Source organism: Bartonella sp. HY761, assembly GCF_026743145.1.
In the GTDB taxonomy this organism is placed as follows: domain Bacteria; phylum Pseudomonadota; class Alphaproteobacteria; order Rhizobiales; family Rhizobiaceae; genus HY038.
Map to the genome: position 1 here is coordinate 3,173,684 of NZ_CP104887.1, position 25,952 is coordinate 3,199,635.

Consider the following 25,952-nt stretch of genomic DNA (forward strand, 5'->3'; position numbering starts at 1 on the left):
GGTAGATGAAACCACTTCATCGGCGCGGCTTTATAACTGGCCTTGCAAGTTCATCATTGATTTTGAGCGGTGTTCACAGTTTTTCACAAAATACATTAACCTATAAAAAAGAAAAGCTTAGTCAAATAATCAAGGACTATTCTAAACTTCAATCTATCAGAACTATAGTGATTTATGAACAAGGTTCTAGTATTTATGAGGCGAGTTTTAATGGCGCGAGTGTCAATAAACCAACCAATATAAAATCAGCGTCAAAGTCGGTTGTTTCAGCTCTTATTGGTATGGCAATTGATAAGAATATTATTCATAACACTGACCAGAAAATTGCCGATTTTTTGGAAAACAAGTTTCCTAGGAATGCCAATCGTCAGCTTTATAATATAACTATCGGTGATTTATTATCGATGCAATCTGGACTTGCGCCGCTATCTGGCCCTAAATATGGGCAATTTGCCAAGGCTCGTGATAAGGTTGCTTTTATCCTTGCGCAACCCTTTATTGGCCGTCCGGGTGACGGCATGCTTTATTCAACTGGTTCCACCCATCTTTTATCAGCGATACTGATGAAGGCAAGCGGCACACCTACTGACGTGCTTGCAGCAAAATGGTTTTCCCCCTGCCGTGAATTTAAAATCACCAATTGGCAAAAGGACCAACAAGGCATTGCTATTGGCGGCAATGAAATGGCTATGACACCGCACTCAATGGCTGCCTTTGGTGAGATTTATCGCAATAAAGGAAGGCTTAGCGATGGAACGCAATTAATAAGCGCAGATTGGATAACGCAATCATGGGTTAAGCGCACCAACTCGATTTTTACTGGTCATGGCTATGGTTATTGTTGGTTTATTTCCGGTGCTGGTGGTGTACCGATTTATTATGCATGGGGCTATGGCGGACAAATGATTTTTGTCGTGCCTGATAAGGCGCTAACGGTGGTTGTAACCTCTGATCCTAATCGCTCGGTTCTTGATAATGCCTATGCGCTACATTTACAGGCGCTTATTACCCGTGTTGTTATTAATGCTGGTTAATGAATAGCAATAAGCAATAATTTGAAATTAGTTTAGATTCTGCTTTGCTATCATCGCTAATATTATTATCATTGCAAAAATTATATTTGGGTGGAATAATAGGGAAATATTATGCTTAGTTTTACAATACCTATTTTTGATGACAAAAATAATACTGGTGAAAAGAGTTTCAATATTGAGGTAGGAAAGCCAATCATTTTTGTTGGTGCAAATGGCAGCGGTAAAACCAGATTAGCGGTTTTTATAGAGGATAAGCTAAAGGAAAAGGCCCATCGTATATCTGCTCATCGCGCGCTAAATTTAAATGCAAATGTAGAAAAAATCGACGAAGTTAGAGCAAAAAGCTATTTAAAATTTGGTAATACTCATGGGGCGATGTCGTTTATCTCGCATCGAGAGATGACGCGTTGGAAGAGAAACGCGGCGACATCTTTATTAAATGACTATGATAATTTAATACAATATCTATTTGCTGAGTTAACCGGTGTTGCTTGGAAAACCCATAAATTATTCTTTGACCAAGAAAAATCAGAGGAAATTGAATATCAAATCACTAAACTAGAAATAATTGCCGAGATTTTGTCGCGATTGTTGCCTAATTTCAAACTTGATATTTCAGTTGATAATATTCTTGTGAAAAAAGCTAATGCTGCACCTTATAACGCTTCAGAAATGAGCGATGGGGAAAGGTCGCTATTTTACTTGATTGGACAGGTTCTTGCAGTTGATAGTGGCCAGCTTATTATTATTGATGAACCTGAATTGCATATTCATCCATCGATCATGTCTAAATTATGGGATGAGTTGGAAGCACAGCGGCCAGATTGCGCCTTTTTATTCATTACCCATGATTTAACATTTGCCAAGCGGCAAAATGCGCAAAAATATGTCCTTCGCAATTATCATGCAAAGCCACAACCAGCATGGATGATTGAGGAAGTACCTCAAAATAGTGAATTTAGTGAAGAATTAGCAACACTAATATTGGGTAGCAGGCATCCTATTCTTTTTGTTGAGGGTACGGATGATAGCCTTGATGTTGCATTTTATCGCTGCTGTTATCCAAATTGGACAGTTATTCCACGCTCGTCTTGCACTGAAGTTATTAATGCGGTTAAAACCTTGCAGAATAATAGCAGTTTTACCCGTATTACCTGCGCGGGGATAGTAGATAATGATCACCGCTCAGAAGATGATATAAAAAGCTTACTGCAACATAATATCCACGTTCTTCCCGTAAATGAAATTGAAAATATCATCTTGTTGCCAACTGTGAGCAAAGCAATATTAGAATCTGAAAATTACGTTTCGCCTCAACTTGAAGAAAAATTAGCCGAAATTAAAATGGGTTTATTAAAACACCTTAGCTCTGAAAAAAATATTGAGGCGGTAACTTTAAGAATTTTAAAACGGTTTTTACATAGTAGGTTAGCATCGATCACTCTTGATAAAACAACAAAAGATCAATCAATTGCAGATAGCATCAAAGAGCAAATCAATGATCTAAACATTGATGAAATAGTGGTTAGCTTTGAAGAAGGGCTAAAAAGAGCAATTCAAGAAGAAGATTTGCCTTTGATTTTAAAAATATATGATAATAAAGGCATGCTTGCTGTAGCTTCGCAAATCTTAAGAAATACTAATCCAATAAGTTTAGTTGCGTGGATTAAACGAAATCTGATGGAGAAACCCAATTCACCAATTGCAAAAGCAATTAAAGAAAACTTGCCTATTATTACTCAAAAATAGAATTTTTTAATTGCCCAATTTTAAGCTAATAGGCAAGGCATTAAAATTGTTGAGCGCTGTAGTGTTAGTGAACATTATCGCCATTACAGGCGCTTATTACCCGTATTGTTATTAGCCAATAGTAAAATAGAAAAGCACCAATCAATAAAGATTGGCGCTATTTGGTTAAAAATCGGCATCAAATTTTAGCGTTTAAAACGCAGTAGCCGTTTTTGTCGCTGGAACACTTTGGTGTAATGGCCAGCTTTCTTCAATAATATATGGGCCACCACCCACCAGTTCTCGTGATGACATTAACACAAAGCGCTTTGCTTCAAATGTGTCGGTTAAAAAGCCACCGCGCTCGGTTAAATATTTAATAAGATCATCAATTTTGCTTTGCCGCACATGGGCAAGGGTAATATGGGGAGTAAAACTGCGCTTATTGCGCTCTAATGGCAGATGACGCAATTTTCGTCCTATAGTTTCGTGCAAGGTCATCAAAGCGGAGTTCGCTTCAATCCCCGCATAAAGTGTACTTGGTTTCTTGCGGGTAAATACGTCAAGTCCGCGTAAGCGAAGGTTAAAACGTGGCAATTCTACCCGATCAAGGGCGTGAACAATTTCATCGGCTATATGCGCTTCAACATCGCCAAAGAAATTTAAAGTGATATGAAGGTCGCCATTTTCAAGCCAGCGCGCACCGGGCAAACCACCACGCACAAGCGATAAAGAAGAAGCAATATTATGGGGAACTTCAAGTGCTGTAAAAAGACGTGGCATTGTCATCTCCTTATCACAAATCCAAAGAGTTGAAGACCGAGTTTTTCGATATTTGGTATGACATCTTTGGTCAACATTTGGATCGGCAATCGGGTTTTCAAATCGGATGGCTTAAAATTGCGCATCAATATGACAAAATAAAGTATGGCTGTGGATAAGATAGTCAATATAGAAGGTATCATATAGATTAAAGGTGCAGCCTTATCATATTTTACAATGAATATGCTGTCTAACAGTTTGATGTTACGTATATGTATCTAAATCGCCGTCACTCATCATTTGGTGGGCGCATAAAGAAAGATAGCATAAAAATAGCGGCAAAACATGTCATTTTTTTGTTCAATATTGACGTGATAACCGCAATATTGCTTTGATAAAAAGCTAATTAAATTTGCGCATTGTTAATTTTTGCTCTGCAAGGGCTGCTAAACGATAATCATTGATTAAATCATTTAGTTTATCGCGCCCCATATCAAGGCGAAAATTAAGACCTGAAACTTTAAGCATTTTACGCTTTTCATCATAATAGGACGCAGGGCGGCATTTTTCATTTAAAGCAGGCAAATATTTCTCATCAATGTCAAACTCCATAACCACAGTAATATTAAAGGCATTGGATTTTGTCGCATTAATTTGAAAATCTGTTATACCACGCCACGGCAAGGGTGTTTGAAAAACACTTGTTTCAAGCCCTTGTGGGGTCAGAACGAAAAAAGGCGTCCGGCGGCGTAATAATGCGCGGGTAAACAAGGTAAATAGCACAATAGCAAAGCCTACCAAAAAAATGACGCTTAAAACCTTGCCGATTAAAAATTCTTGTATGGCGAGCGATATAATAGCGATGCCAAACATCAAAAATGCCGCAGGAATCATAACACCACCTTCATTGATGGTAACGGTCTGGTTGGCCTTTTTGATCATATCCTGTAGCTTACGCTTGTCGTTGGGGACCTTAAGGTCTGACAGTTTATTAGATGGTTTAAATGTATCGCTCATGAGATGTCGTTCCGCAAAGGCTTTAAAGATCTATCAGTCAGTACCCCAAATGCGCGCAAATTACTATCACCTCTATTGACGCAGCCTATAGTTTTTACTCAATATTGGGATGATTGTCTTTGTGTCAAAACCGATCTTATCGAAAAACTAGATTGAATGTGCATAACCCCCGGCAAGCGTGACAATATTTGCTTATGGATGATTTCATAGGCGGCGGCATTTTCCGCCTCTGCCCGTAACCAATAATCGGCGCTACCTGCCATAAGGTAGCATTCCTTTATTTCTGGATGGCGGCGCACTGCATTTTCAAACTTTTGTAAAAATTCTTCACTTTGGCGCTCTAAAGTAATTTGAACAATAATATTAAGGCCTTCGTCATTGCCAACTTCACCAATAATGGCGGTATAGCCGCGTATAACTCCCGTTTCTTCTAATATTTGCACACGCCGCAAACAGGCTGACGCCGACAAGCCAACCTCTTGGGCAATACGGGCATTGGTCATGCGCCCATCTCGCCTTAATGCTCTAATTATATTACGATCAATGGCATCGAGATGAAACATAGCAATTATCTTTTTGTTTTTCGCAGTTTCTAATAATATTGATGCATAATTCGTATAATATTTTATATTTAAACACAACATTCGAATAAAATTGGGCTATTATTAGTTTTAGGGCGTGGTGCTCATGAAAATAATAGTCTGTCACGGGTCAGGCAGGATAGTTATGGGCACAGAATTAGAATTCGATCAATCAGCGGCAGATATGGATGAGTTGATGGAACTCTCTGCGGGGGGAGTTTTAACCATTGATCTCAATGCGCTGGTTCATAACTACCGAATTTTGGTCCGGCAAGCTTATCCGGCCAAAGTTTCGGCGGTTGTGAAAGCCAATGCCTATGGTATTGGTGTTGATATTATTGCCCCACCACTTTACCGAGCTGGGGCGCGTATGTTTTTTGTAGCGCAAGCCAATGAAGCTATTGAATTGCAAACGATTTTGCCAAGCGATGCCCAGATTGCCGTCCTTAATGACATTCAACCAGGTTTTGCCCCTATAGCTGCGGAACGCGGAATTCTTCCAGTTTTAAATTCGCTTGATTCTATTTTAGAATGGCAAGCACTTTGTAAGAAGTTGGATAAAAAACTACCTGCATTATTACAGCTTGATACTGGCATGAGTAGGCTTGGGCTTGATGAGCTAGAATTTGAAATTTTGGCGGATAATCCTGAAATATTTGAATATGCTGATATAAAATTCATAATAAGCCATTTGGCTTGCGCTGATGAACCTGAAAACCTTGCTAATTTTGATCAATTAAACCGTATGAAGGCAATGCTAGAGCGTTTGCCGAAAACTCCTGTTGCTTTGGCTAATTCTGGCGGTGTTTTTTTAGGGCCAGATTTTCGCTTTCAACTGGTGCGACCTGGCCTCGCATTATATGGCATTGACCCAATGGGCGAAACCGGTAAATTTTTGCGCCCTGTGGTTAGTCTTGAGGCCTGCGTTATTCAACAACGCTTGGTAGGAGAAGGTGTGCGGGTTGGCTACGGCGGCACTTATGTCACCAAACGTCCAAGCCGCTTAGCAACAATTGCTGTTGGTTATGCTGATGGTTGGCATCGTTGTCTTGGCGACAAGAGTGCTGCTTATTTTAGCGGTATTCGTTTGCCAATCATTGGCCGTGTTTCAATGGATTCAATGACCATTGATATAACTGATTTGCCAGAGGGTAAGTTAAAACGTGGCGATTATGTCGAACTTATTGGTAAACATCAAACTATAGACGAAGTGGCAAAGGATGCTGGAACCATTCCATATGAAATATTGACGTCACTTGGACGGCGTTATGAGCGGCGTTATATTTCAAATTAGGAGGCATTAAAAATAACGCCAGCCAATTGCGCAAAGCGCCTTGGGTTTCGTTCTATAAATCATAAAACTTATTTTGACTGTCATAGTTATAAATGCAGCAATATATAAAAGGGGAAATGATTATGAAAGTTCTTATTTTGGGAAGTGGCGTTATTGGTGTTAGCTCAGCTTGGTATCTTAGCAAGCTTGGCCATGAGGTCACCATTATTGACCGTGAAAGCGCCCCGGCAGAAGAAACAAGTTTTGCCAATGCAGGTCAAGTGTCTTTTGGCTATACAACGCCATGGGCAGCCCCCGGTTTGCCGCTTAAAGCAATGAAATGGATGTTTCGTAAAAACTCGCCATTGATTATTCATCCGCGTCCTAATCTTGATATGGTTCGCTGGTTGTTTGCTATGCTTGGTAATTGTAGCGAAGACAAGTATAAAAAAAATAAGGCTTTAATGATCCGAGTTTCTGATTATAGCGCGCAATGCCTTAAAGAATTGCGCGAAGAAACCAATATCCATTATGATGAACGTATGCGTGGGACGATACAACTTTTTCGTGATCCTCATCAATTAGAGGCAGTGCAAAAGGATATTGATGTTTTGCGCGCTGATGGCGTCAATTTTGAAATGTTAGATGCTAAAGGTTGTATCGCCATTGAACCAGGTTTAGCAGATCTTGGCGATAAAATTGTTGGTGGCTTACGTACGCCCGATGACGAAACCGGCGATTGCAAAATTTTCACTGAAAAATTAGCGAAACTTTGCCAAGAAAAAGGCGTCGAGTTTTTATTTAATACCGATATTCATTCCCTAATGCGTGATGGTGATAAGGTGATTGGCGCCCAAACATCGAAGGGGCGTTTTACGGCCGATGCGGTTTTGGTGGCCCTTGGCTCCTTTACGCCGTTTTTGTTAAAGCCGCTTGGTCTTTATGCGCCAATTTATCCAGTAAAGGGCTATTCGATTACCGTGCCAATTATTGACGAAGCAAAGGCACCAGTATCAACGGTTATTGACGATATTTACAAGGTGGCCGTTACTCGGCTTGGGGATCGCATTCGCGTTGGCGGTATGGCAGAGGTTTCTGGCTATAATCTCACCTATAAAGAGGCGCGGCGTAATACATTGCAAGAAGCCCTGCATTTAATGTTTCCAGGTGCTGGCGATTCATCGCAAAGCGAATTATGGTCAGGCCGTCGTCCGGTTACACCCGATAGTGTGCCGATCCTTGGTGCAACGCCATTTAAAGGGCTTTATGTTAATTCGGGCCATGGCACACTGGGTTGGACAATGTCAACAGGCAGCGGTAAATTCTTAGCGGATATTATTAGCGGTAATCGCCCCGACATTGACCCAAGTGGGCTTGATATTTCTCGCTATGCTTAAAATGTAAACTTAGATTAATTGGCTTTGACGTTATTGATATAGGTGTTTTGCTAGTTCAAGAGCTGCTTTTGCAGTTCTTGGGCCAAAATTCATCAAATAAAGAGCTTCCATGCTAAAAAAAGCTTGGTTTTTGCCGGCTGGAGTTGAGCGCAGTGCAGGCACAGATAATATTTCTTCATTTGTTACCGCCATGCCATTATAGTTCATTGTTAAAATAACATCAGGAGCAAGCTCAATAATTGCTTCATCATTAATCAATTTATAGCCGTCATATTGCACTGGATTTATACCACCGGCTAAATTGATCATGCCATTTGCGCCGGTGTTTTGTCCAGCTGCCATGATCCGGCCATTGCGAACAGACATTATAAACAAGACACGTTTTTTTTGTTCAATTTTATTGACGTAATTCGTTAATTCATCAAACTGACGGTTAACACTTTCTGCAAGTGCCTTGGCCTCATTCTGTCTGTTTAAGTATTGTCCGAGTTCTTGAATTTTTTGCATAACGCTTTTTTGCGAAAATTCCTCGTCAATAATGATAAGTGGAACCGATGATTTTTTTAAAAGTTCAATTGATGTCGCTGGCCCACTTCCCTTGGACATAATTATTTTTTGCGGATTGAGCGATAAGATGCTTTCTGGTGACAAGGCGCGCATAAAGCCAATATCAGCAATCGCTTTTGCTTGTTCTGGATAAGTTGAAGCGGTATCACGACCAATAATTTCATCGCCAGCGCCCAAGGCAAAAACTGTCTCAATAAGGCCTGAACCAATAACCACAAGCCTTTCATTTACTGGCTTTTCATTTATTGGGGTTTCGCTTAACTGAGCAGGTTCGGCACTGTTTGCCAAATTGACATGAAAAGTTAAAAAAGCCGATAGCAGTAAAACAATGCGCAATAAATATTTTATCATTGTTTGCTTATCCCATATTGGTTGGTAATCTCATCAAAATAATCTTCGACCGATACGTCAGCCAAATTCAAGCTTATTTCACAAGCTTCGCGATTATCGCTGCTTTTTGCATTTAAGAATAATCTCTTATTATCTTTTTGAACACTTAATTGGCATTGGCTGATATCTAGATGAAGGTTAAAACTGCCATCCATAATGTTAAACCATGTTTTTATAATTTTAAAATTATGGATGATACCGCTAAAGCTCTGACAGCAGCTTTGATTGCATACTTTGCAATGAAATATAAGCCCTTTTTGAATTGAAAATTCTATTAAAGATTTTAAAAATTCAGGAGTGACCTGTTTGTCTTCTATTGGTTGTTTTGGTTGATTATTGCTTATTTCACCGACTGATGGATTGCTTGGCAAGGTCTTATTGCTTCGTAAAGTCTCAATCAAATCTTGCCATGCTTGATGATTGGAATTTGGTTGTTCAAATAATTTTAATACCGCAACCCCTTGATTATCAAATATGGCTAAACAAGAATAGCTTTGCCCATCGATGATTTTGGTTTTAAAAAACATACGATGACATTGATTTTTTGAAAGTGATAAATTTATATCGCCAAAGGTTGTGATAATCCCATGCTGATCATCAAAGCCGTCAAAACAACCACGCAATTGGTGGACTGCATAATCATTGCGCGTGATAATCATGATCGGCCCCAATTGGTTGAGCATGGAGAGAAGCAAACCAAGATTGGGGACGAATTCTTCAAATTGAGAGATAATGCTATAGGCGGCAAAAATATCTGCTTCGGTTATACCATTTTGTTTGGCAAAATCGCGCTCACGAATAAAGCCCTTTGATGTTGCAACTGCAGTTTCAAAGCGTGAAATCAGCGCTTGTGCTGTCTGATGATCCATAATTTGGTCTTGCCTAACTTTGATAAAAGCAAATAATTTTGCCTTGGCCAATTGTCATAAAAATTAAAATTCTTGTACAAAAGAAATTTTAAAGTTACGGCCTGGCTCGCTATAATAGTCTTTCTTAAAGTTTGAAAGGGCGGGCATTTCCACACTATTCCAATAGGTTTTATCAAAAATATTATAGATCCCAGCTTGTAATCTTGGACCCTTTTCACCAATTGGACGCCACCAAGCTGTCATATCAAAGACTGCAAATCCGGGTACAACTGCATATTGTGAATTAGCGGCGACCTTGTCGCGTTTTGCAGCTGCAGTCATAAATAATTCTGCGCCCCAATTCTCTTGTTGATATGCAATACTGGAAACGGCTTTAAATGGTGGAATGGAATTTAGATATTCGCCTGTTTCTGTATCTTTACCTTCCATATAAGTAAGAGCAATATTTGCCTGCCAATTATGGGTGATCTGCCATTGGCCTTTTGCTTCAATGCCGGAAATTTTTACCCGTGATTTATTAATATAAGCACGTTGCCCACGAATATATTCACGCGTTGGCGCCAACTCTATATAATCAATAAAATTCTTATAGCGATTGGTGAATAAACCAAGGGAACCATTTAGAGTTTCATTGCCGTATTTTAATCCAATATCATAGCCATTGCCTGTTTCTGCTTTTAGGGCAGAATTACCGATAACGTGATAAATTCCAGGATTGGTATAATCAAGATAGAGTTCTGTTACACTTGGCGCACGAAAACTTTGTGCCCATTGTGCATAAAACATCAACTCATTATTGGCTTGCCACTCAGCCCGAAGCTTTGGTGAGAACCGTGATGCGTTATTTTTTTCAGGATAGCCTTTAAAGGATGGATTAACTTCAAAGCTGGCCGTTTTTTGCGGATTATGCTCATACCAGTCAAAGCGTCCACCGGGGGTAAGCCGTAACCGATTATCAAAAAAGCCGATTTCATCTTCTATAGAAAAGCCAAAGCTTTTGCTTTTGGTGTCGGGTGCATCGGATTGGTTGGTGTGGAGCATCCGGCATTGTAAATAAATACCAGTGTGGGGTGGAGGTGGACAGCTATCACTTCCGCTAGCATATTGTTGGAATTTTGATGATGAACCATCGGCCAAAAAGCGGAAATTATGGCTTATTGTGCCGGTTTCAATCTTCTTTTCGCCCCTTAAACTAAAGCCGTAACTTTCATCCTTGATTTCATTATTTCGCCTAAAATCTCCCTTCGGCACCACAAGGCGTTGAGCATGAGATTCAATATTGTTTTCTTGGTTTTGCCAATAGAAAACCGTTGCAAAGCGGTCAAGAAATTGTTGACCATCACCATAATAATCATAAGATAAAGAAAAACGATCACGACGATTTTTCTGTTCTTGCTCGGCAGTACCAGCCTGATAGGTAACAGTTGATTGGTTGTAAACATCAATATTACGATCTGATCTAAAGCGCTCAGCAGTAAAACCAATTTTATGATTAGGATTTATATAGTGGTTAAGCTTAAATAGAAGATTATTTTGATCGTAATTTTCGGGGTTTTCAAGAACGCGTGCCGTGCCATAGCCACCGCCTTCACCATTATTGCGGCGCTGCTTACCGTCGACATATCCGCCTTGCAACATGACATATGTATTTTGCGCCTTAACTGCAAAGGCTTGGTTTATATGCCAGCTATTATCCGATGAGTCATAAGACCCCTTGGTGATGGAACCCCAGTTTTTATTATTTTTAATAAGATCTTCGGGATTGATGGTTTGCAGCATGACAATGCCGCCTAAAACACCCGAGCCATAAAGACTTGAATCAGAACCGCGTCCAATATCAAGCGAGGTTAATGCACCAAAGTCAAAGGACGATGGGCCACCTTTAACACCGCGTGAAATGTCGTTTAACCACGGCATTGGAATACCATCGATAGTGGTTAAAACGCGATTACTATCAAGACCACGAATGTTAAAACTATTATTTTGACGGTTGTAATTAATCAACGGGTCCAAGCGAGAAATATCACGCACATTGTCCACCTGTTTGGCGCTTATCTCTTTGGCTGAAATCTTGTCAACCAATATATCCTTATTATTAGGATTATTATCAGCCTGAATTACAACCGTATCTAACTGTTCATGTTCTAAGCTTTGCGCATTCGCCGCGGTGTAATGAAGGCAAAAAACAGTTGAAGTTAACATTAAAGTTCTTAAAATCTGATTTTTACTTTTCATCTGGAATGTCCATTCTCTTGTGCATTTATATATCAATAATATTGGATATATTTTTTCTTACATAAAATTTTTTTATATTAAAATAAGCTTAAATTCTATTTTGAATTTTTTTATTATAATATATGAATGTAAGTAGATTTATATCTCGCTAACAAACATGAGTTTGTATGTCAAGTTATTAATAACGTAAATTTGATTAAAAGATCGCATCTTTGCACAAAGAAAAATTTTCTTCGTGGCGCAACATGGCTGTTAGGTGTAGTTAGAATTGATTGGTAATTTGAAACCATAAACGTAGCAATTTAAGTTTAAACGTCTATCGGGTTAGAGGCAGGCGTTTATTGACCATGAGTTTAATCTCAAGTGCCTGTTTTAGTTTTTCCACTATAATTATCCCGCATTAACTCAAATATCTTGGATTATCAATTATTCAAAAATACCGCTTGATTTTTTTGCAAAAATGAACGATGTTCAATTAAAGGGGGTAAAGATTTTTTGCTAATGGTCGTTCCAATCAGTTTTAACTAAACTTTAAAAACCGGCTTAAATGACTTTAAAAAATGCTTTTCTAAAAAATTGGGAAGCATCCATGAAACTCATTTTTTTTGCTGCGGCGTTGCAATCATATAAGTTACTAACATCTTAAATTGATTAAGCTTTATAGGCAAAGTTTGAACCGGTTGACCTTCAGTTTAAATCATTAGGATTTAATCAACGCTAGAGCATTCTTGTTTTGAATGAGTTTTCTTCGCTTTTCCTTGCGACGAGATTGCATTTGTTTCGAGGGTTTTAACTAAATGCAAAAAAACTGTATTTTTTTTGTAAATTTTATGAACATTGTTCAATTTAAAGGGGTAATTCAATGATCAAATTTTTTAAAATAGCAATTAGCATATTGCTTATATCATCGCTATTAGCAGCATGCACTAAAAAGCCCGAATATTATCAGGCTGCATATAGCGGTGAGAAGCATGATAGTAAGCCTAAATTAAATCCAAATAATGTAAACAATCGACAAAAACAAAAAGAAACGGACAAAGCGCAGCCTCGAAGCGAAAGTTCGCGGCAATCGAGACCCATGAGCACCTTTGAGCTTATACTTTTAACTCCCGTTTTTTTAATCGCAGTTTTAATCGGAGAGTTGTCAAAACCCAGTCCACGTTATTGAAGGTATAAAGAGCCATCAGCCTTGAAAGCTGACGGCTTTTTATCAAATCTTTACACCATGATAGCGCATCATCATATAGTTGCGGCAGCAGCGGCGGATTTTGAATTCCGCGTTAATAATCGCGCAATGATTAGGCCACTTGCCACAACCCCAAGAATAATGGTTGAAATCGCATTAATTTCTGGCGTCAGACCGAATTTAATTTGCGAATAAATATTCATTGGCAGGGTTGATGCGCCCGGCCCTGTGGTAAAGCTGGCAATAACCAAATCATCAAGTGAAAGCGTAAAAGACAATAACCAAGCCGATATTAAAGCGGTGGCCAGGTTGGGTAACGCCACTTTGACAAAAGCACTAAAAGGCGTGCAGCCAAGATCGCGGGCGGCTTCCTCTAGTGATGGGTCAAGCTCGCTCAACCGCGATTGAATAACCACAAAAGCAAAACACATGGTAAAAGTAATATGAGCGATAATGATGGTAATTGGTCCGCGATCAATACCAAGCGCCACAAACATCAAAAGCATAGATATGCCCAAAACCACTTCTGGCATAATCATTGGCGACAATAACATTGCATTAAAGACACTACGACCACGAAATCTTTTAAAGCGGTTAAGAACAATAGCAGATAAGGTGCCTAAAAATGTTGCACCTGTTGCTGAACAAGCGGCAACAATAAAGCTGATTTTTGCTCCGGTTAACAAGGAGTGATTGTTAAAAACTGCGCTATACCATTGGGTAGAAAATCCGCCCCAAACTGATACTAAGCGGTTAGCATTAAAGCTGTAAAAAACTAGAACAAAAATGGGTAGATAGATAAAAAATAATCCTAACCCAATGGATAAATAATTGAACCAAGTTGCGCGATGCATAATTATTTCCCCCCATTTGCTGATTGTCGTGAACGTAGCATTTGCATGATGCTTATCGGAATAATAAGCACACCGAGCAACACAACAGTAACCGCAGCAGTTAGCGGCCAATCGCGATTGTTAAAGAACTCGATCCAGATAGCGCGACCAATCATATTAGTATCAGCTCCGCCCAAAAGATCAGGGATTACAAATTCACCAATAGCTGGAATAAAGACAAGGGCACAGCCAGCAATAATACCAGGCATGCTTAATGGCACGGTTATACGCCAAAAGGCTTTAATGCGCGAACAACCAAGATCTTGAGCTGCCTCAATCAAGGTGCGGTCACTTACTGAAAGGGTTGAATAAAGCGGCAATACCATGAATGGTAAATAAGTATAGACTATACCAATAAACACAGCGATTTCGGTATTTAAAATCACCAAAGGCTCATGGATAAGGCCAAGATTCATTAAGAAATTATTTAATAAGCCGTCATTGCGCAATATTGCAATCCATGAATAGACGCGGATAAGCATCGAGCTCCAAAATGGGATAATAATCAAAAAAACCAAAAAGTTGCGATAGCGCCGATCAACTGATGCAATACCATAAGCAAGCGGATAGGCAATGAGCAGGGTAATTACTGTAGAAATGGCGGCAATGCGGATACTTGTCCAAGCGGCAAGAAGATATGTGTCGCTTGAGAAAATATAAAGGAAATTTTCAAGATTGAGGGTAATAGAGACAATTTCGTCTTTTACCGCGACCAAAAAATCATAAGGCGGTATGCCAATGCGGGCGGTTGAAAAACTAATCGCCACGACCATGGCAAAAGGGGCAAGAAAAAATAGAAATAGCCAAAGCCCCGGTATGCCGATGAGCAGCCTTGCTCCCCAACTTTTTTTATCAGGATTTATCATAAGCAAAGGCCTCCTACCTAATCTGCCAATAACAAGGCAGCATCTGGTTGCCAATGGACAATAACATTATCACCAATTTCAAAATCATCTTCAATGCCTTGGTTGACACGGATGGCATCGATTATTTTGCCGGTTGAAAGACGCATGCGATAGTTACGTTTAATACCAGTATAGGTGATTGCATCGATAACAGCATTCAAACCTTCAACGCCTTGAGTACCAACTTTAGCAATTTCAATCCGCTCTGGTCTAATAGATAACCAAAACTTCTCACTTAAAGACACACGATCTGAATAAGCTGCCTTGATTGTTCCACCAACTTCCGCACTTTCAATGATCAGATTATTACCATCTTCGTCTTCTTCGGCTGAATCTGCCGTGATAATATTGGTTTCACCCAAAAATTTTGCCACATAGCGCGTGAGTGGCTTTTCATAAATTTCGCTTGGTGTGCCAATTTGGATAATTTCGCCCTTTTCCAAAATAGCAATACGCGATGAAACAGTCATCGCTTCATCTTGATCATGAGTGACGATGATAAAAGTAATACCAAGTTCCTTTTGTAGTCGCATTAATTCTAATTGCGTTTGGGTGCGCAAATTCTTATCCAATGCACCCAAAGGCTCATCTAGCAACAAAACTTTTGGCCGCTTGACTAGCGCCCGTGCCAATGCCACACGCTGTTTTTGCCCACCAGATAGGCTTGATGGTTTGCGGTCCATAAATTCGGTTAGTTTTAATTTTTCACCAACTTCTTTTAATCGTAAATGAATTTCAGCTTTGGACAGCTTTTCTTGTTCCAAGCCAAATGCAATATTCTTGGCAACAGTAAGATGGGGAAAAAGTGCGTAGGACTGAAACATCATATTGGTTGGCCGCTTATTAGGCTCAACCTCGGTCATGTTTTTTCCAGCAATGGATATCGTGCCGGCTGTTGGCACTTCAAATCCGGCAATCATGCGCAGAAGGGTTGATTTTCCACAGCCAGATGGCCCGAGCAGGGAAAAAAATTCACCTTCGCCAATATCAAGATTGATACTATTAACGGCAGTAAAGGAACCAAAAATCTTGGTTACATTTTTAATCGAAACACATGGAGTCATGGTTAACTATCCCCATAAATCATCAGGCTAAAATAACGGAAAGACACAAATCACATATCGCACAATATGGTAAGAAAAGGGCGGCCGTTGTGAAACCACCCTTTGTATAGCTTATTTTCCTGCTCTAAAAGCAGTCCATAAACGTGTGCGTTCACGCGCATCACGTGGCGACAATAATTTATCAACAAAAAGCTTTTTGCGTAATTCTTCAGGTGGATAAAGATTGGGATTGTCACGAATATCAGAGGCGACAAACGGTGTTGCCGCCGTGTTTGGATTAGGAAAGAACACTGCATTGGTAATATCAGCGGTTACCTTTGGTTCCATGATATAATCGATGAATTTCAAAGCTTCTTCAGGATCTGGCGCATCTACAGGGATAACCATATTATCAAGAGTTATACTGGTGCCTTCTTTTGGTAAGCGATAAATCACTTCAACTCCAGCATTGGCTTCTTTAGCGCGCTGGGCACCAATATTTGCGTCGCCATTCCACATTAATGCAAGGCAAAGTTCACCTGATGCCATATCATCAAGTAATTGTCCTGTCCGCATGTGGCGAATATAGGGACGCAATTTCATTAAAAGGTCTTTTGCCTTGGCAAGATCTTCCTTGTTGGTAGAGTAAGGATCAAGTCCAAGATAGTTCAAGGCAATAGGAATAATTTCATTTGGCGAATCATTGATGCCAATACCGCAATTGGCAAATTTTTCTGCAATTTCTGGCTTGAAGAACATATCAAGACTATCAACGGGTGCATCAGGCATCCGCTCATTAATTTTCTTAACATTATAAGCAATGCCGGTCGTGGTGATCATATAAGGCACCATATATTCATTGCCTGGATCAAATGTGCTGATCATTTCTAAATAGAATGGATCAATATTGCCATAATTTTTCAGTTTCGATTTATCAAGCTTTTGCAAAGCATTGGCTGGAATAAGCCGGCTTGCCACTGGAGAGCTAGCAAAAGCAACATCATAGCCACTACCGCCAGTAATAAGTCGTGTTTCCAACATTTCATGGGTATCAAAATAGTCAAGCTTGGTATCAATACCGCTTTGTTTGATAAAATTAGAAATTGTATCATCGGCAAAATAGTTGGAGAAGTTAAAAATAAACAGCTTCTTGTTTTGCGCTTCTGCTGCACCAAGGGTCACTAAAGCGCTGGCTGCAGTAATAAGGCAGGTTTTAAAAATTTTCTTAACAGACATTACGTTCACCCTAAATCTTATGTTTGTTAAAATTATATTCTTTTGCCGCGTTTTTAAAACAACAGCATAAAAAACAGTTATAAATCTTGCACAAACAGTGCAGGAATTTGCCAGGCTTGTAAACCTTAGCTTTTCGTATTGCATGTAAACTGTGCAGATTATAACAAACAAATTTTACTGGTAGATTACCTCCCTGACCAGTATCCCATTTTTTATCACGATCCTGTTATTTTGATGAGGCAGTTTGATACTGCATTTTATGGATCATGTTTATTTTGATCAAATTACGATATATTATGATCAAATGTAAGTAAACAAAAAATTACAAAAAAGCAAAAAAATTAGTAATGTTTTGTTTTTATTAGCTATAATAGTGAATTACTGCCTTTTTAAAGCTGCTATTTTTGTAAATACTAAAAAAATAACAAAGAGGGATTATCGTTTTGAAAAAAACATGGTGGGGTATAATTTTTAGTTTGTTAGCTTTTGGTATTATGGGAGCAGTCTTGCTTTTAAGCGCCAAGGAGGCTGTAAAAGATCCTACTTGCTCCTATGAGCAAATTTTTTCAGACCTAGATGATAGCCATCTTATGCATGATGAAAGAATATTTAAAACCTATGAGGAACAGTTGCATTATTATGATGGTGTTACCATCGACGTAAAACAAAAATTAGCTAAGGTTTTTAGCTTAAATCGTGACGAATTATTTAAAATACTGTCTAAAGTAGATAGTAAAAATTCATCGTGTAAAGATACTATCATGCGTCATAGCTGGATATATTTCTTTCGCGGAGAATATCAACAACAGCTAATCCAAAAATTAATAAGTAATGATTTTTACAAATTTTATGAGGATAATTCCTATATCAGTTACATAGGATTATTAACCGATAGTTATCCAGAAATTGAAAAAATATTAGGCTCAAAGATTGATCAATTGGATGAATATGCAATCAATGAGTTACAATCAGGTTATATTGACACGATCGGCAAGAATAATTTAGCAACCTACTACCGTTATGCACTTCATGTGGGATATGTTGATGATTACCGCAAATATATGAATATGCCGGAGGCAAAAGGTGATATATGGCAAGAACAAAGCCAGCTATTTATTGATATTGGCAGTGTAGCATTGATCGTAGATCAAGATCGCGATTATCTACCCCAAACAGCATTGGCCGCAGTAAGCGAGTTATTTGCAAATGGTGAAGAACAAGCACTTGAAACTGTTTTAAACCAATTTAAGCATTGTGGTCTTTATTATTGCTCAACCCCTGAATATGAGGGTACTTTAACTGTCATTGCTTTTTTTAAACAAGAGGCATCGGTTAAAAAGATAGCGTATTATGTTCAAGGTGAAAATCCATTTGCACTCGATATTGCCAGAAATCCACATTACTATATAGGATTTAATCCTGCTTTATTGGCGGCCTTATCGTCAGCCGTTAATGATAAAGAGCTTTATTGGCGCAGTGAGCTTCCTAGGTTTTCTGTTCGTAAGGATGTAAATCCTGCCGATTTAATCGTAAGTCCGGATGATTTTTATATTTATGGTCTGCGAATTTTTAAAATTTTAAAAAATATTGATTGATTTTTAAAAAGCCTGTCTGCTGAGCAAAGCCATTTAATGAGCTTGAGCATTGATCCATTATGAAAACGGTAAAATGCTCAAGCTAATATAAATCAATCAAATTGTGGAGCGGCAACACCAACAGATAGGCAGGCAGCTTTAAGGGTATTGGCCATAAGCATGGCAATGGTCATCGGCCCTACTCCGCCGGGAACTGGCGTGATAGCACCTGCGACTTGGCTTGCACTATCAAACTCGACATCGCCGACTATGCGGGTTTTGCCTTCGCCTTTTTCTGGTGCATCAATGCGGTTAATGCCAACGTCAATCACTGTTGCGCCTGGCTTAATCCAATCGCCTTTAATAAGCTCTGGTCTGCCAACGGCAGCTACCACGATATCACCGCTACGCACAACGTCTTGCAGGTCATGAGTGCGGCTATGGGCAATAGTTGTTGTGGCATTGGCAGCAAGTAATAGGCTAGCCATTGGTTTACCAACAATATTGGAGCGACCGACAATCACCGCATCAAGATTAGAAAGATCATTGCCAAGGACGCGGCGGATCATAATCATTGCGCCTGCGGGTGTGCATGGTACGAAAGTATCATCAATTGCACCAATGGCCAATTTACCCGCATTGACATAATGAAAGCCATCAACATCTTTGCGTGGTGAAATAGTTTCGATTACTTTTTCAGCTGAAATATGGTTTGGCAGCGGTAATTGCACCAAAATACCATGAATGGCTGGATCGCCATTTAAATTAGTGATTAAACGCAATAGGTCTTTTTCGTTAATATCGCTATCAAGTTTATGGGTTACCGATTTGAAGCCACATTCTTCTGCCTTGCGACTTTTTGAGGAAACATAGATTTCACTTGCTGGATCTTCCCCGACAATAACCACAGCAAGACCGGGACGGATATTATGGCTTGTCATTAATTGCCCAGTTTCATGTTTGATCTGTTCAATAATTTGTGCTGCCAACAGTTTTCCATCAATAATATCGGCCATCCGTAAAGCTCCAATTGTGTGTTTACTTAATGCCTATCACCACCATGAAGTTTCCCCTTCACTCAAGCAGCAATAGCCTGTTTTCTTTGTGCAAATTGTTATAATCGTATTATAGGTCACTTTTCAAACTATAACTCTTATAAACCTATATAGAAATTGCTAGCAAAGTTAAACGATGATGGTACTCTTTTAAAAGAATTAATTTACCACAAATAAGGTTAGGACCTTGCTTTTATAAAATCTGTGACAAAATGGGCGCATTTTGGTTTTTATAAAAACAGTGTTTGAACTATTTCGGCTTCAAGCCTATGGTCGCTTTTAAGCATGATGCAAAATATCAAGATTTCTGTTTTAAAACAGGATCAAATAGAAAGATGATGAGATGAGCAATAATATTGTGTTGGTTGGTTGTGGTAATATGGGGCGTGCCATGGTTGAGGGCTGGCTGCATAAAAAAGTCGCTAAGCCTGACCAAATTCATGTTGTTGAACCAAATGAAGAGTTGCGCCAACGCGCTCAACAGCTTGGCGTTCATGTTTATGACGATGCGCAGGGCATTGGAGAAAATGTCGCTGTTGATTATGTATTGTTTGCCGTAAAACCGCAGGTGTTTGACAAGATTGCCCCAGCCTATCAAAAATTTGCAAATAAAGCTGCCTTTGTCAGCATTATGGCTGGTGTAAAAATTGCAAAATTTACCGAGCTACTTGGTGAAAAAACAGCTGTAGTGCGCACGATGCCGAATACACCTGCTGCAATTGGTGAAGGTATGTTGGTCTATTGCATCAACGACCATGTTAATGCTGGCCAAGAAGAGTTTGTTCGCGCGCTTTTACATGCAAATGGTGAAGTTGCTAAGGTTGAAGAAGATCAAATGGATGCCGTCACCGGACTTTCTGGTTCTGGCCCCGCTTATGTTTTCCATATGATTGAGTGTTTGGCGCGCGCTGGTATGGAGGTTGGTCTTGATGAAGATACTGCTTTGTTGCTTGCTCGCCAAACCGTAAAAGGCGCAGGTATTTTGGCCGCCAGTTCGCCTGAAATGCCATCGCTCTTGCGTGAGCGCGTCACCAGTCCTAATGGTACGACAGCTGCAGGTCTTGCCGTTTTAATGGGTGATAAGCGCATGGAAAATATGATTGTTGAGTGCGTAAAAGCTGCTTGTGAACGCTCGAAAGAGCTTGGCAACTAAAATTTCATTGAAAGAAATAACAAGGGTGCATTGGAAACAAATGCACCCAATTTTGCAAATGCTTATTTGAAAGCTATATGGCAATAATAAAATTGAGCCGGTACTTTATTTCATATTAACAATTTACCATTTAATACGAATACAAAGCTTAAGGAGCATTCTATGACATCATTTGGTTTTGATAAGTCTAAAATGCCGCAGGGTGATGAAATTTTACCCGGTCGGTCTCATGCAATCGCCACTGCAGACAAGCATTTCGTTAATGGTGCGCCACTTAAAGGCGAATGGCAATCGCCGTTAAAAAGCATTTATCTTGGTATGGGGTGTTTTTGGGGCGCCGAGCGGCTGTTTTGGTCCTTGCCAGGAGTGATCGTGACAAGTGTTGGCTATGCAGGAGGCACAACGCCTAATCCTACTTATGAGGAAGTATGCTCCGGCCGCACAGGACACACTGAGGTGGTCGAGGTTGTTTATGATGAAAGCAAAATTGACCTTAAACAGATTTTAAAACTGTTTTGGGAAGAACATGATCCGACCCAATTTATGCGTCAAGGCAATGATATGGGTAATAATTATCGCTCTGCCATTTATGTAAATGATGATGATCAGCTTGCTATTGTTGAACAAAGTGCCAAAGATTATGGCAACGCCCTTCATCAACGTGGCCTAGGTGATATTGTTACCGAAATAAAAATGCATATTCCTTACTATTATGCCGAAGATTATCATCAGCAATATCTTGCTAAAAACCCCAATGGTTATTGTGGTTTACAAGGCACGGGCGTATCTTGCCCTATTGGTCTTGGCGTCAAAGCTTAAAATGACTTAGTTACGCCCTTTATTGTGCCACAAAATTATAATAATTCTATTATAATTAGTTGTTCTTTAAGCACTTTGTAATGGCGATTTTAGCTATATATATTGACAATTTGGTTATTGCTTCTTATCTGTCAAGAAATTTCTATATTCTGTTTATATAGTAATTTCTTGAAAAATCGGGGTTGATGGCTTTATCCATCAAAGGCAAAGATTTGATTTAGTTTTTTTTAATGTTTCACGTGAAATAGCTATAATTGCTTTTTTAGTGAAATCATTAAAAGCTTAAGATTATTCAAGTCATTATTTGGTTTTTAAAGCAGGTTTTATAATGACATGCACTTTTGTGAGTTGCATTATAGTTGTTGCACTTATAAAAGCTGTTTAGGTTTAAAAGTGGTTTACTTGGGTTAATACTTAATCCAAGTGGTTTTATTTAAGAATGGAAAGGACCAGTAATGGTCAGTTTAGGTGGTTTGGCTCGCAGACTTTTTGGCTCAGCGCATGAGCGCCGTGTTAAAAGTTTGCGCCCGCGTGTTGCGCAGATTAATGCGCTTGAACAGCAGGTTTCTGCCCTTAGTGATGACGAGTTGCGTGCAAAGACTGCCGAATTCAAACAACGTCTTGCTGATGGCGCCACACTGGACAGTTTGTTGAATGAAGCTTTTGCAACCATACGTGAAGCATCAAAACGTGTCATGGGTATGCGCCCTTTTGATGTGCAGCTTATTGGCGGCATGGTGTTGCATGAACGTGGTATTGCTGAAATGCGTACCGGTGAAGGTAAAACGCTAACCGCTACCTTGCCAATTTATCTTAATGCCCTTGAAGGTAAGGGTGTTCATGTTGTTACGGTGAATGATTATCTTGCTAGCCGCGATGCGCAAACCATGCGCCCACTTTTTGGCTTTTTAGGGCTGACCACTGGCGTTATCGTTCATGATCTTGACAATGACCAACGCCGTGCCGCGTATAATTGCGATATTACCTATGCCACCAATAATGAACTTGGCTTTGATTATCTGCGCGACAATATGGCTTTTGAGCGCGGCCAGATGGTTCAACGCGAACATAATTACGCGATTGTTGATGAGGTCGATTCTATTTTGATCGATGAGGCGCGTACGCCGCTTATTATTTCAGGACCGCTTGAAGATCGCTCTGATTTTTATACCCTTATTGACAAGTTTATTTTGCCGTTGGTGCCAGAAGATTATGAAATTGATGAAAAGCAAAAGACATCAACTTTCACCGAAGAAGGTACGGAAAAGCTAGAAAAGCTTTTGGCAGAAGCTGGTTATTTAAAAGCTGAAGGGCTTTATGACATTGAAAATGTCACCATTGTCCATCACCTTAATAATGCTTTGAAAGCCCATAAACTCTTCCAACGCGATAAGGACTACATCGTCCGCAATGATGAAATTGTCATTATTGATGAGTTTACTGGGCGTATGATGCCGGGTCGGCGTTATTCTGAAGGCTTGCATCAGGCTTTGGAAGCCAAAGAAAACGTCAAGATTCAGCCTGAAAACCAAACGCTTGCATCTATCACGTTCCAAAATTACTTCCGCATGTATAAAAAACTTGCTGGTATGACTGGTACGGGTGCAACGGAAGCTGAAGAATTTGCCAGCACCTATGGGCTTGATGTTATTGAAATTCCAACCAATGTTCCGGTTATCCGTATTGATGAAGATGATGTTATTTATCGCTCCATCGAGGATAAAACCAAGGCGATTGTTAAAGATATTCGCGAGGCGCATGCCAAGCATCAGCCAGTACTTGTTGGTACCACCTCGATTGAAAAATCTGAGCATCTTGCCGACCGTCTTCGCAAGGAAGGTATTACTGATCTAAAAGTGCTCAATGCTCGTTACCATGAGCAGGAAGCCTATATTGTTGCACAAGCAGGTGTACCAGGTGCGATCACTATTGCGACCAATATGGCAGGTCGCGGTACTGATATTCAGCTTGGCGGTAATGCCGATATGCGTATTAGCCAGGAATTGGCTGATATTCCTGAAGGACCAGAGCGCGATGAAATGGCAAAAGCCATTCGTGAAGATATTGCGCGCTTGAAGGAAGTTGCGCTAAAAGCTGGTGGTCTTTATGTTCTTGCAACCGAGCGTCATGAAAGCCGCCGTATTGATAACCAGTTGCGTGGTCGTTCTGGACGTCAGGGTGACCCTGGTCGTTCTAAGTTCTTCCTTTCAACCGAAGACGATCTTTTACGCATTTTCGGTTCTTCCAAACTTGGCGCTTTGGTGCAAAAATTTGGCTTTGAAGAAGGCGAACCAATTACCCATCCTTGGATGAATAAGGCGCTTGAAAAGGCGCAAAAAAAGGTTGAAGCTCGTAACTTTGAAATTCGTAAGAACCTGCTTAAATATGACGATGTGATGAATGACCAACGAAAAGTGGTCTTTGAGCAGCGTAATGAAGTATTAGACTCAACCGATCTTCATGAACTCATCGCTGAAATGCGTGAGGAAGTGATTGATAATATGGTTGATCATTATATTCCTGCAGGTACTTATTCTGAACAGTGGAAGCCGGCGGAACTTGCTGAAGATCTGCGCCAGACCTTGCATCTTGACTTACCAATTGAAGATTGGTCCCATGAAGAAGGTATTGGTGAAGAGCAAATCCTTGAGCGGGTTCGCGAAGCACTCGAGGCACGCGTTAAAGAACGTGACGAGCGTTTTGGTCCTGAGCTTATGCAATATTTCCAAAAAGCCATGTTGCTCGAAACAATTGATACTTTATGGCGCGAACATTTGGGCAATCTTGATCATCTTCGATCAGCTGTTGGTTTCCGTGGCTATGCGCAGCGTGATCCGCTTAATGAATATAAGACAGAATCCTTTGAGCTGTTCCAAAACATGCTAATTAATTTGCGCCGCGATGTGGTGTCGAAATTAATGCGCTTTGAAATTATTCAAGAAGCCCCTTCCCCACAATTGCCGCCGATGACTGAAAATCATCCTGAAGCTGACGAATTTGGTTCTTTTGAAGAAGCGGCGCTTGCGATACCTTTTGAAGAAGAAAGGATCGTTGATCCTGCTGATCGTGACGCAAATGATCCTGAAACTTGGGGCAAAGTTGGTCGTAATGAGCAATGTCCTTGCGGCTCTGGCAAGAAGTATAAGCATTGTCATGGCGTACTTCGTGCATAAAATCTATGCTTCGCATTGGTGACGCATATTATTATAAGTAAAGCTTTTTATATTGGAAAACATATCCATTTTTTGCAATGGATATGTTTTTTTATTTATATAATTGATCGCAGGTTTATAATAAAATAAATATATTGGCAAAGTGTAAGGCAAACTTTAATTTAGCATGGGAAAACGGTAAGCAGGTGATGACAAAGGCAGCTATGGATCAAAAATCACGCTATGAAATGGCATTGCGCGAAGCTGGTTTACGCATCACGCGTCAAAGGCGCATCATCCTTGATTTCCTATTAAGCACCGATGATCATCCTAATGCCTTTGAAATTTTTAATAAAATCAATGCTATTGATAATACAATTTCGCTATCCACCATTTATCGCACCATGAAGGTTTTGGAAGAATGCGGTGCTATCCATCGCCTTAGTTTTGAAGGTGGCCCATCACGTTTTGAGCAAGCAGGAGGTCAGCATCACGATCACCTTATTGATATTGACAGCAATGAGATTATCGAATTTCGCTCTGACTTAATTGAAAAATTGCAAGAGGAAATTGCTCGTGAACTTGGCTATGATATTATTCATCATCGTTTTGAACTTTATGGTCGCAAACGCAAATAATTTTAAAAAAATCATTTGCTGAAATGAACAATATTTTTAGTTATTATGAGGTTGACTTATAAGCTCTTAAATCACGGGTTTCACTGGCCTTACGCACAATGAAGTCAAATAAAGTCAACGTTTTTTTACCGCCCTCCCAATCATATTGAATATGATTGTAAAGATGTTTTAGTGTTTAAAACAAAATGCGTTTGAAACCCTAACACAATGCAATAGACTTAATTGTTTCATTATGAGACTTGTTTATCATCTTGCTTGGCATATTTACCACATTTATAAATTTTTTGCTAAAATGCTGTTGAATGTAAAATGTCTTATTGCATTTTATCCTCAGAACGTTAAAACGCCTTTATTGGAATTATATTAAAAACAGTCATCAACAGCCATAGGACTATGCGATGGAATATGCGGTTTTGCATGTTGCGTGATATAGGGTTTGCTATAC

21 protein-coding genes are annotated in these 25,952 nt (G+C 39.7%); 10 read left to right on the forward strand and 11 right to left on the reverse strand.

The window, feature by feature from the left end; genetic code table 11:
- The first annotated feature begins 5 nt into the window (after positions 1-5).
- Both N6A79_RS13640 and N6A79_RS13645 read left to right on the forward strand, forming a co-directional pair.
- Positions 6-1,034: a serine hydrolase domain-containing protein gene (locus N6A79_RS13640; protein WP_268546365.1), complete on the forward strand. Its 1,029-nt coding sequence runs from the start codon at positions 6-8 to the stop codon at positions 1,032-1,034.
- Positions 1,035-1,145: 111 nt separating this feature from the next.
- Entirely contained in the window at positions 1,146-2,783 is a 1,638-nt protein-coding gene (locus N6A79_RS13645; protein ID WP_268546366.1) for an AAA family ATPase, read from the forward strand.
- A gap of 192 nt (positions 2,784-2,975) precedes the next feature.
- On the opposite strand, the gene thpR is transcribed toward N6A79_RS13645, so the two are convergent.
- From thpR to N6A79_RS13660, 3 genes are all read right to left on the reverse strand, one after another.
- On the reverse strand, positions 2,976-3,545 hold the full coding sequence (gene thpR, locus N6A79_RS13650; protein ID WP_268546367.1) for an RNA 2',3'-cyclic phosphodiesterase: 570 nt from the start codon (positions 3,543-3,545) through the stop codon (positions 2,976-2,978).
- Positions 3,546-3,926: 381 nt separating this feature from the next.
- The gene (locus tag N6A79_RS13655) at positions 3,927-4,541 is read right to left on the reverse strand and encodes a hypothetical protein (protein ID WP_182418163.1); all 615 of its coding nucleotides are present in this window, start codon (positions 4,539-4,541) and stop codon (positions 3,927-3,929) included.
- Positions 4,542-4,639: 98 nt separating this feature from the next.
- On the reverse strand, positions 4,640-5,104 hold the full coding sequence (locus N6A79_RS13660; protein ID WP_182418164.1) for an Lrp/AsnC family transcriptional regulator: 465 nt from the start codon (positions 5,102-5,104) through the stop codon (positions 4,640-4,642).
- Positions 5,105-5,306: 202 nt separating this feature from the next.
- On the opposite strand from N6A79_RS13660, the gene alr reads away from it, so the two are divergent.
- Positions 5,307-6,416, forward strand: coding sequence for an alanine racemase (gene alr / locus N6A79_RS13665; protein WP_182419780.1), 1,110 nt, complete (start codon positions 5,307-5,309; stop codon positions 6,414-6,416).
- 122 nt (positions 6,417-6,538) lie between these two features.
- Positions 6,539-7,792: a D-amino acid dehydrogenase gene (locus tag N6A79_RS13670; protein ID WP_268546368.1), complete on the forward strand. Its 1,254-nt coding sequence runs from the start codon at positions 6,539-6,541 to the stop codon at positions 7,790-7,792.
- A 30-nt stretch (positions 7,793-7,822) separates the two neighbouring features.
- Here N6A79_RS13670 and N6A79_RS13675 read toward each other — a convergent pair whose 3' ends face one another.
- The 3 genes from N6A79_RS13675 to N6A79_RS13685 form a co-directional block, all read right to left on the reverse strand.
- On the reverse strand, positions 7,823-8,710 hold the full coding sequence (locus tag N6A79_RS13675; RefSeq protein WP_268546369.1) for a heme/hemin ABC transporter substrate-binding protein: 888 nt from the start codon (positions 8,708-8,710) through the stop codon (positions 7,823-7,825).
- Positions 8,707-9,618, reverse strand: coding sequence for a ChuX/HutX family heme-like substrate-binding protein (locus tag N6A79_RS13680; RefSeq protein WP_268546371.1), 912 nt, complete (start codon positions 9,616-9,618; stop codon positions 8,707-8,709). Before N6A79_RS13680 ends, N6A79_RS13675 begins: the two co-directional genes overlap by 4 nt.
- 63 nt (positions 9,619-9,681) lie before the next feature.
- Positions 9,682-11,853, reverse strand: coding sequence for a TonB-dependent hemoglobin/transferrin/lactoferrin family receptor (locus N6A79_RS13685; protein WP_268546372.1), 2,172 nt, complete (start codon positions 11,851-11,853; stop codon positions 9,682-9,684).
- An 862-nt stretch (positions 11,854-12,715) separates the two neighbouring features.
- Between N6A79_RS13685 and N6A79_RS13690 the strand changes: the two genes are divergently transcribed.
- Complete coding sequence (locus tag N6A79_RS13690; protein WP_268546373.1) at positions 12,716-13,021, forward strand: hypothetical protein; 306 nt, start codon at positions 12,716-12,718, stop codon at positions 13,019-13,021.
- 71 nt (positions 13,022-13,092) lie between these two features.
- Here N6A79_RS13690 and N6A79_RS13695 read toward each other — a convergent pair whose 3' ends face one another.
- The 4 genes from N6A79_RS13695 to N6A79_RS13710 all read right to left on the reverse strand — a co-directional run bounded on the left by N6A79_RS13695 (position 13,093) and on the right by N6A79_RS13710 (position 17,116).
- Complete coding sequence (locus N6A79_RS13695; RefSeq protein ID WP_182418170.1) at positions 13,093-13,893, reverse strand: ABC transporter permease; 801 nt, start codon at positions 13,891-13,893, stop codon at positions 13,093-13,095.
- 2 nt (positions 13,894-13,895) lie between these two features.
- Positions 13,896-14,798, reverse strand: coding sequence for an ABC transporter permease (locus N6A79_RS13700; protein WP_262079141.1), 903 nt, complete (start codon positions 14,796-14,798; stop codon positions 13,896-13,898).
- Positions 14,799-14,815: 17 nt separating this feature from the next.
- Entirely contained in the window at positions 14,816-15,901 is a 1,086-nt protein-coding gene (locus tag N6A79_RS13705; RefSeq protein WP_268546374.1) for an ABC transporter ATP-binding protein, read from the reverse strand.
- A gap of 111 nt (positions 15,902-16,012) precedes the next feature.
- Positions 16,013-17,116, reverse strand: a complete 1,104-nt coding sequence (locus N6A79_RS13710) for a polyamine ABC transporter substrate-binding protein (RefSeq protein WP_262079142.1) — start codon at positions 17,114-17,116, stop codon at positions 16,013-16,015.
- A 443-nt stretch (positions 17,117-17,559) separates the two neighbouring features.
- Between N6A79_RS13710 and N6A79_RS13715 the strand changes: the two genes are divergently transcribed.
- Positions 17,560-18,711, forward strand: coding sequence for a hypothetical protein (locus N6A79_RS13715; RefSeq protein WP_268546377.1), 1,152 nt, complete (start codon positions 17,560-17,562; stop codon positions 18,709-18,711).
- A gap of 92 nt (positions 18,712-18,803) precedes the next feature.
- Here N6A79_RS13715 and N6A79_RS13720 read toward each other — a convergent pair whose 3' ends face one another.
- Complete coding sequence (locus N6A79_RS13720; RefSeq protein ID WP_268546378.1) at positions 18,804-19,706, reverse strand: bifunctional methylenetetrahydrofolate dehydrogenase/methenyltetrahydrofolate cyclohydrolase; 903 nt, start codon at positions 19,704-19,706, stop codon at positions 18,804-18,806.
- Between the two features lie 382 nt (positions 19,707-20,088).
- Between N6A79_RS13720 and proC the strand changes: the two genes are divergently transcribed.
- From proC to N6A79_RS13740, 4 genes are all read left to right on the forward strand, one after another.
- The gene (gene proC, locus N6A79_RS13725; RefSeq protein WP_268546379.1) at positions 20,089-20,898 is read left to right on the forward strand and encodes a pyrroline-5-carboxylate reductase; all 810 of its coding nucleotides are present in this window, start codon (positions 20,089-20,091) and stop codon (positions 20,896-20,898) included.
- A 162-nt stretch (positions 20,899-21,060) separates the two neighbouring features.
- On the forward strand, positions 21,061-21,717 hold the full coding sequence (gene msrA / locus N6A79_RS13730; RefSeq protein ID WP_268546380.1) for a peptide-methionine (S)-S-oxide reductase MsrA: 657 nt from the start codon (positions 21,061-21,063) through the stop codon (positions 21,715-21,717).
- A 455-nt stretch (positions 21,718-22,172) separates the two neighbouring features.
- The gene (gene secA / locus N6A79_RS13735) at positions 22,173-24,890 is read left to right on the forward strand and encodes a preprotein translocase subunit SecA (protein ID WP_182418179.1); all 2,718 of its coding nucleotides are present in this window, start codon (positions 22,173-22,175) and stop codon (positions 24,888-24,890) included.
- Between the two features lie 203 nt (positions 24,891-25,093).
- Positions 25,094-25,507 carry a Fur family transcriptional regulator gene (locus tag N6A79_RS13740; RefSeq protein ID WP_182419781.1) on the forward strand — a complete coding sequence of 138 codons (414 nt, stop codon included), beginning with the start codon at positions 25,094-25,096 and terminating at the stop codon, positions 25,505-25,507.
- Positions 25,508-25,952: the final 445 nt, after the last annotated feature.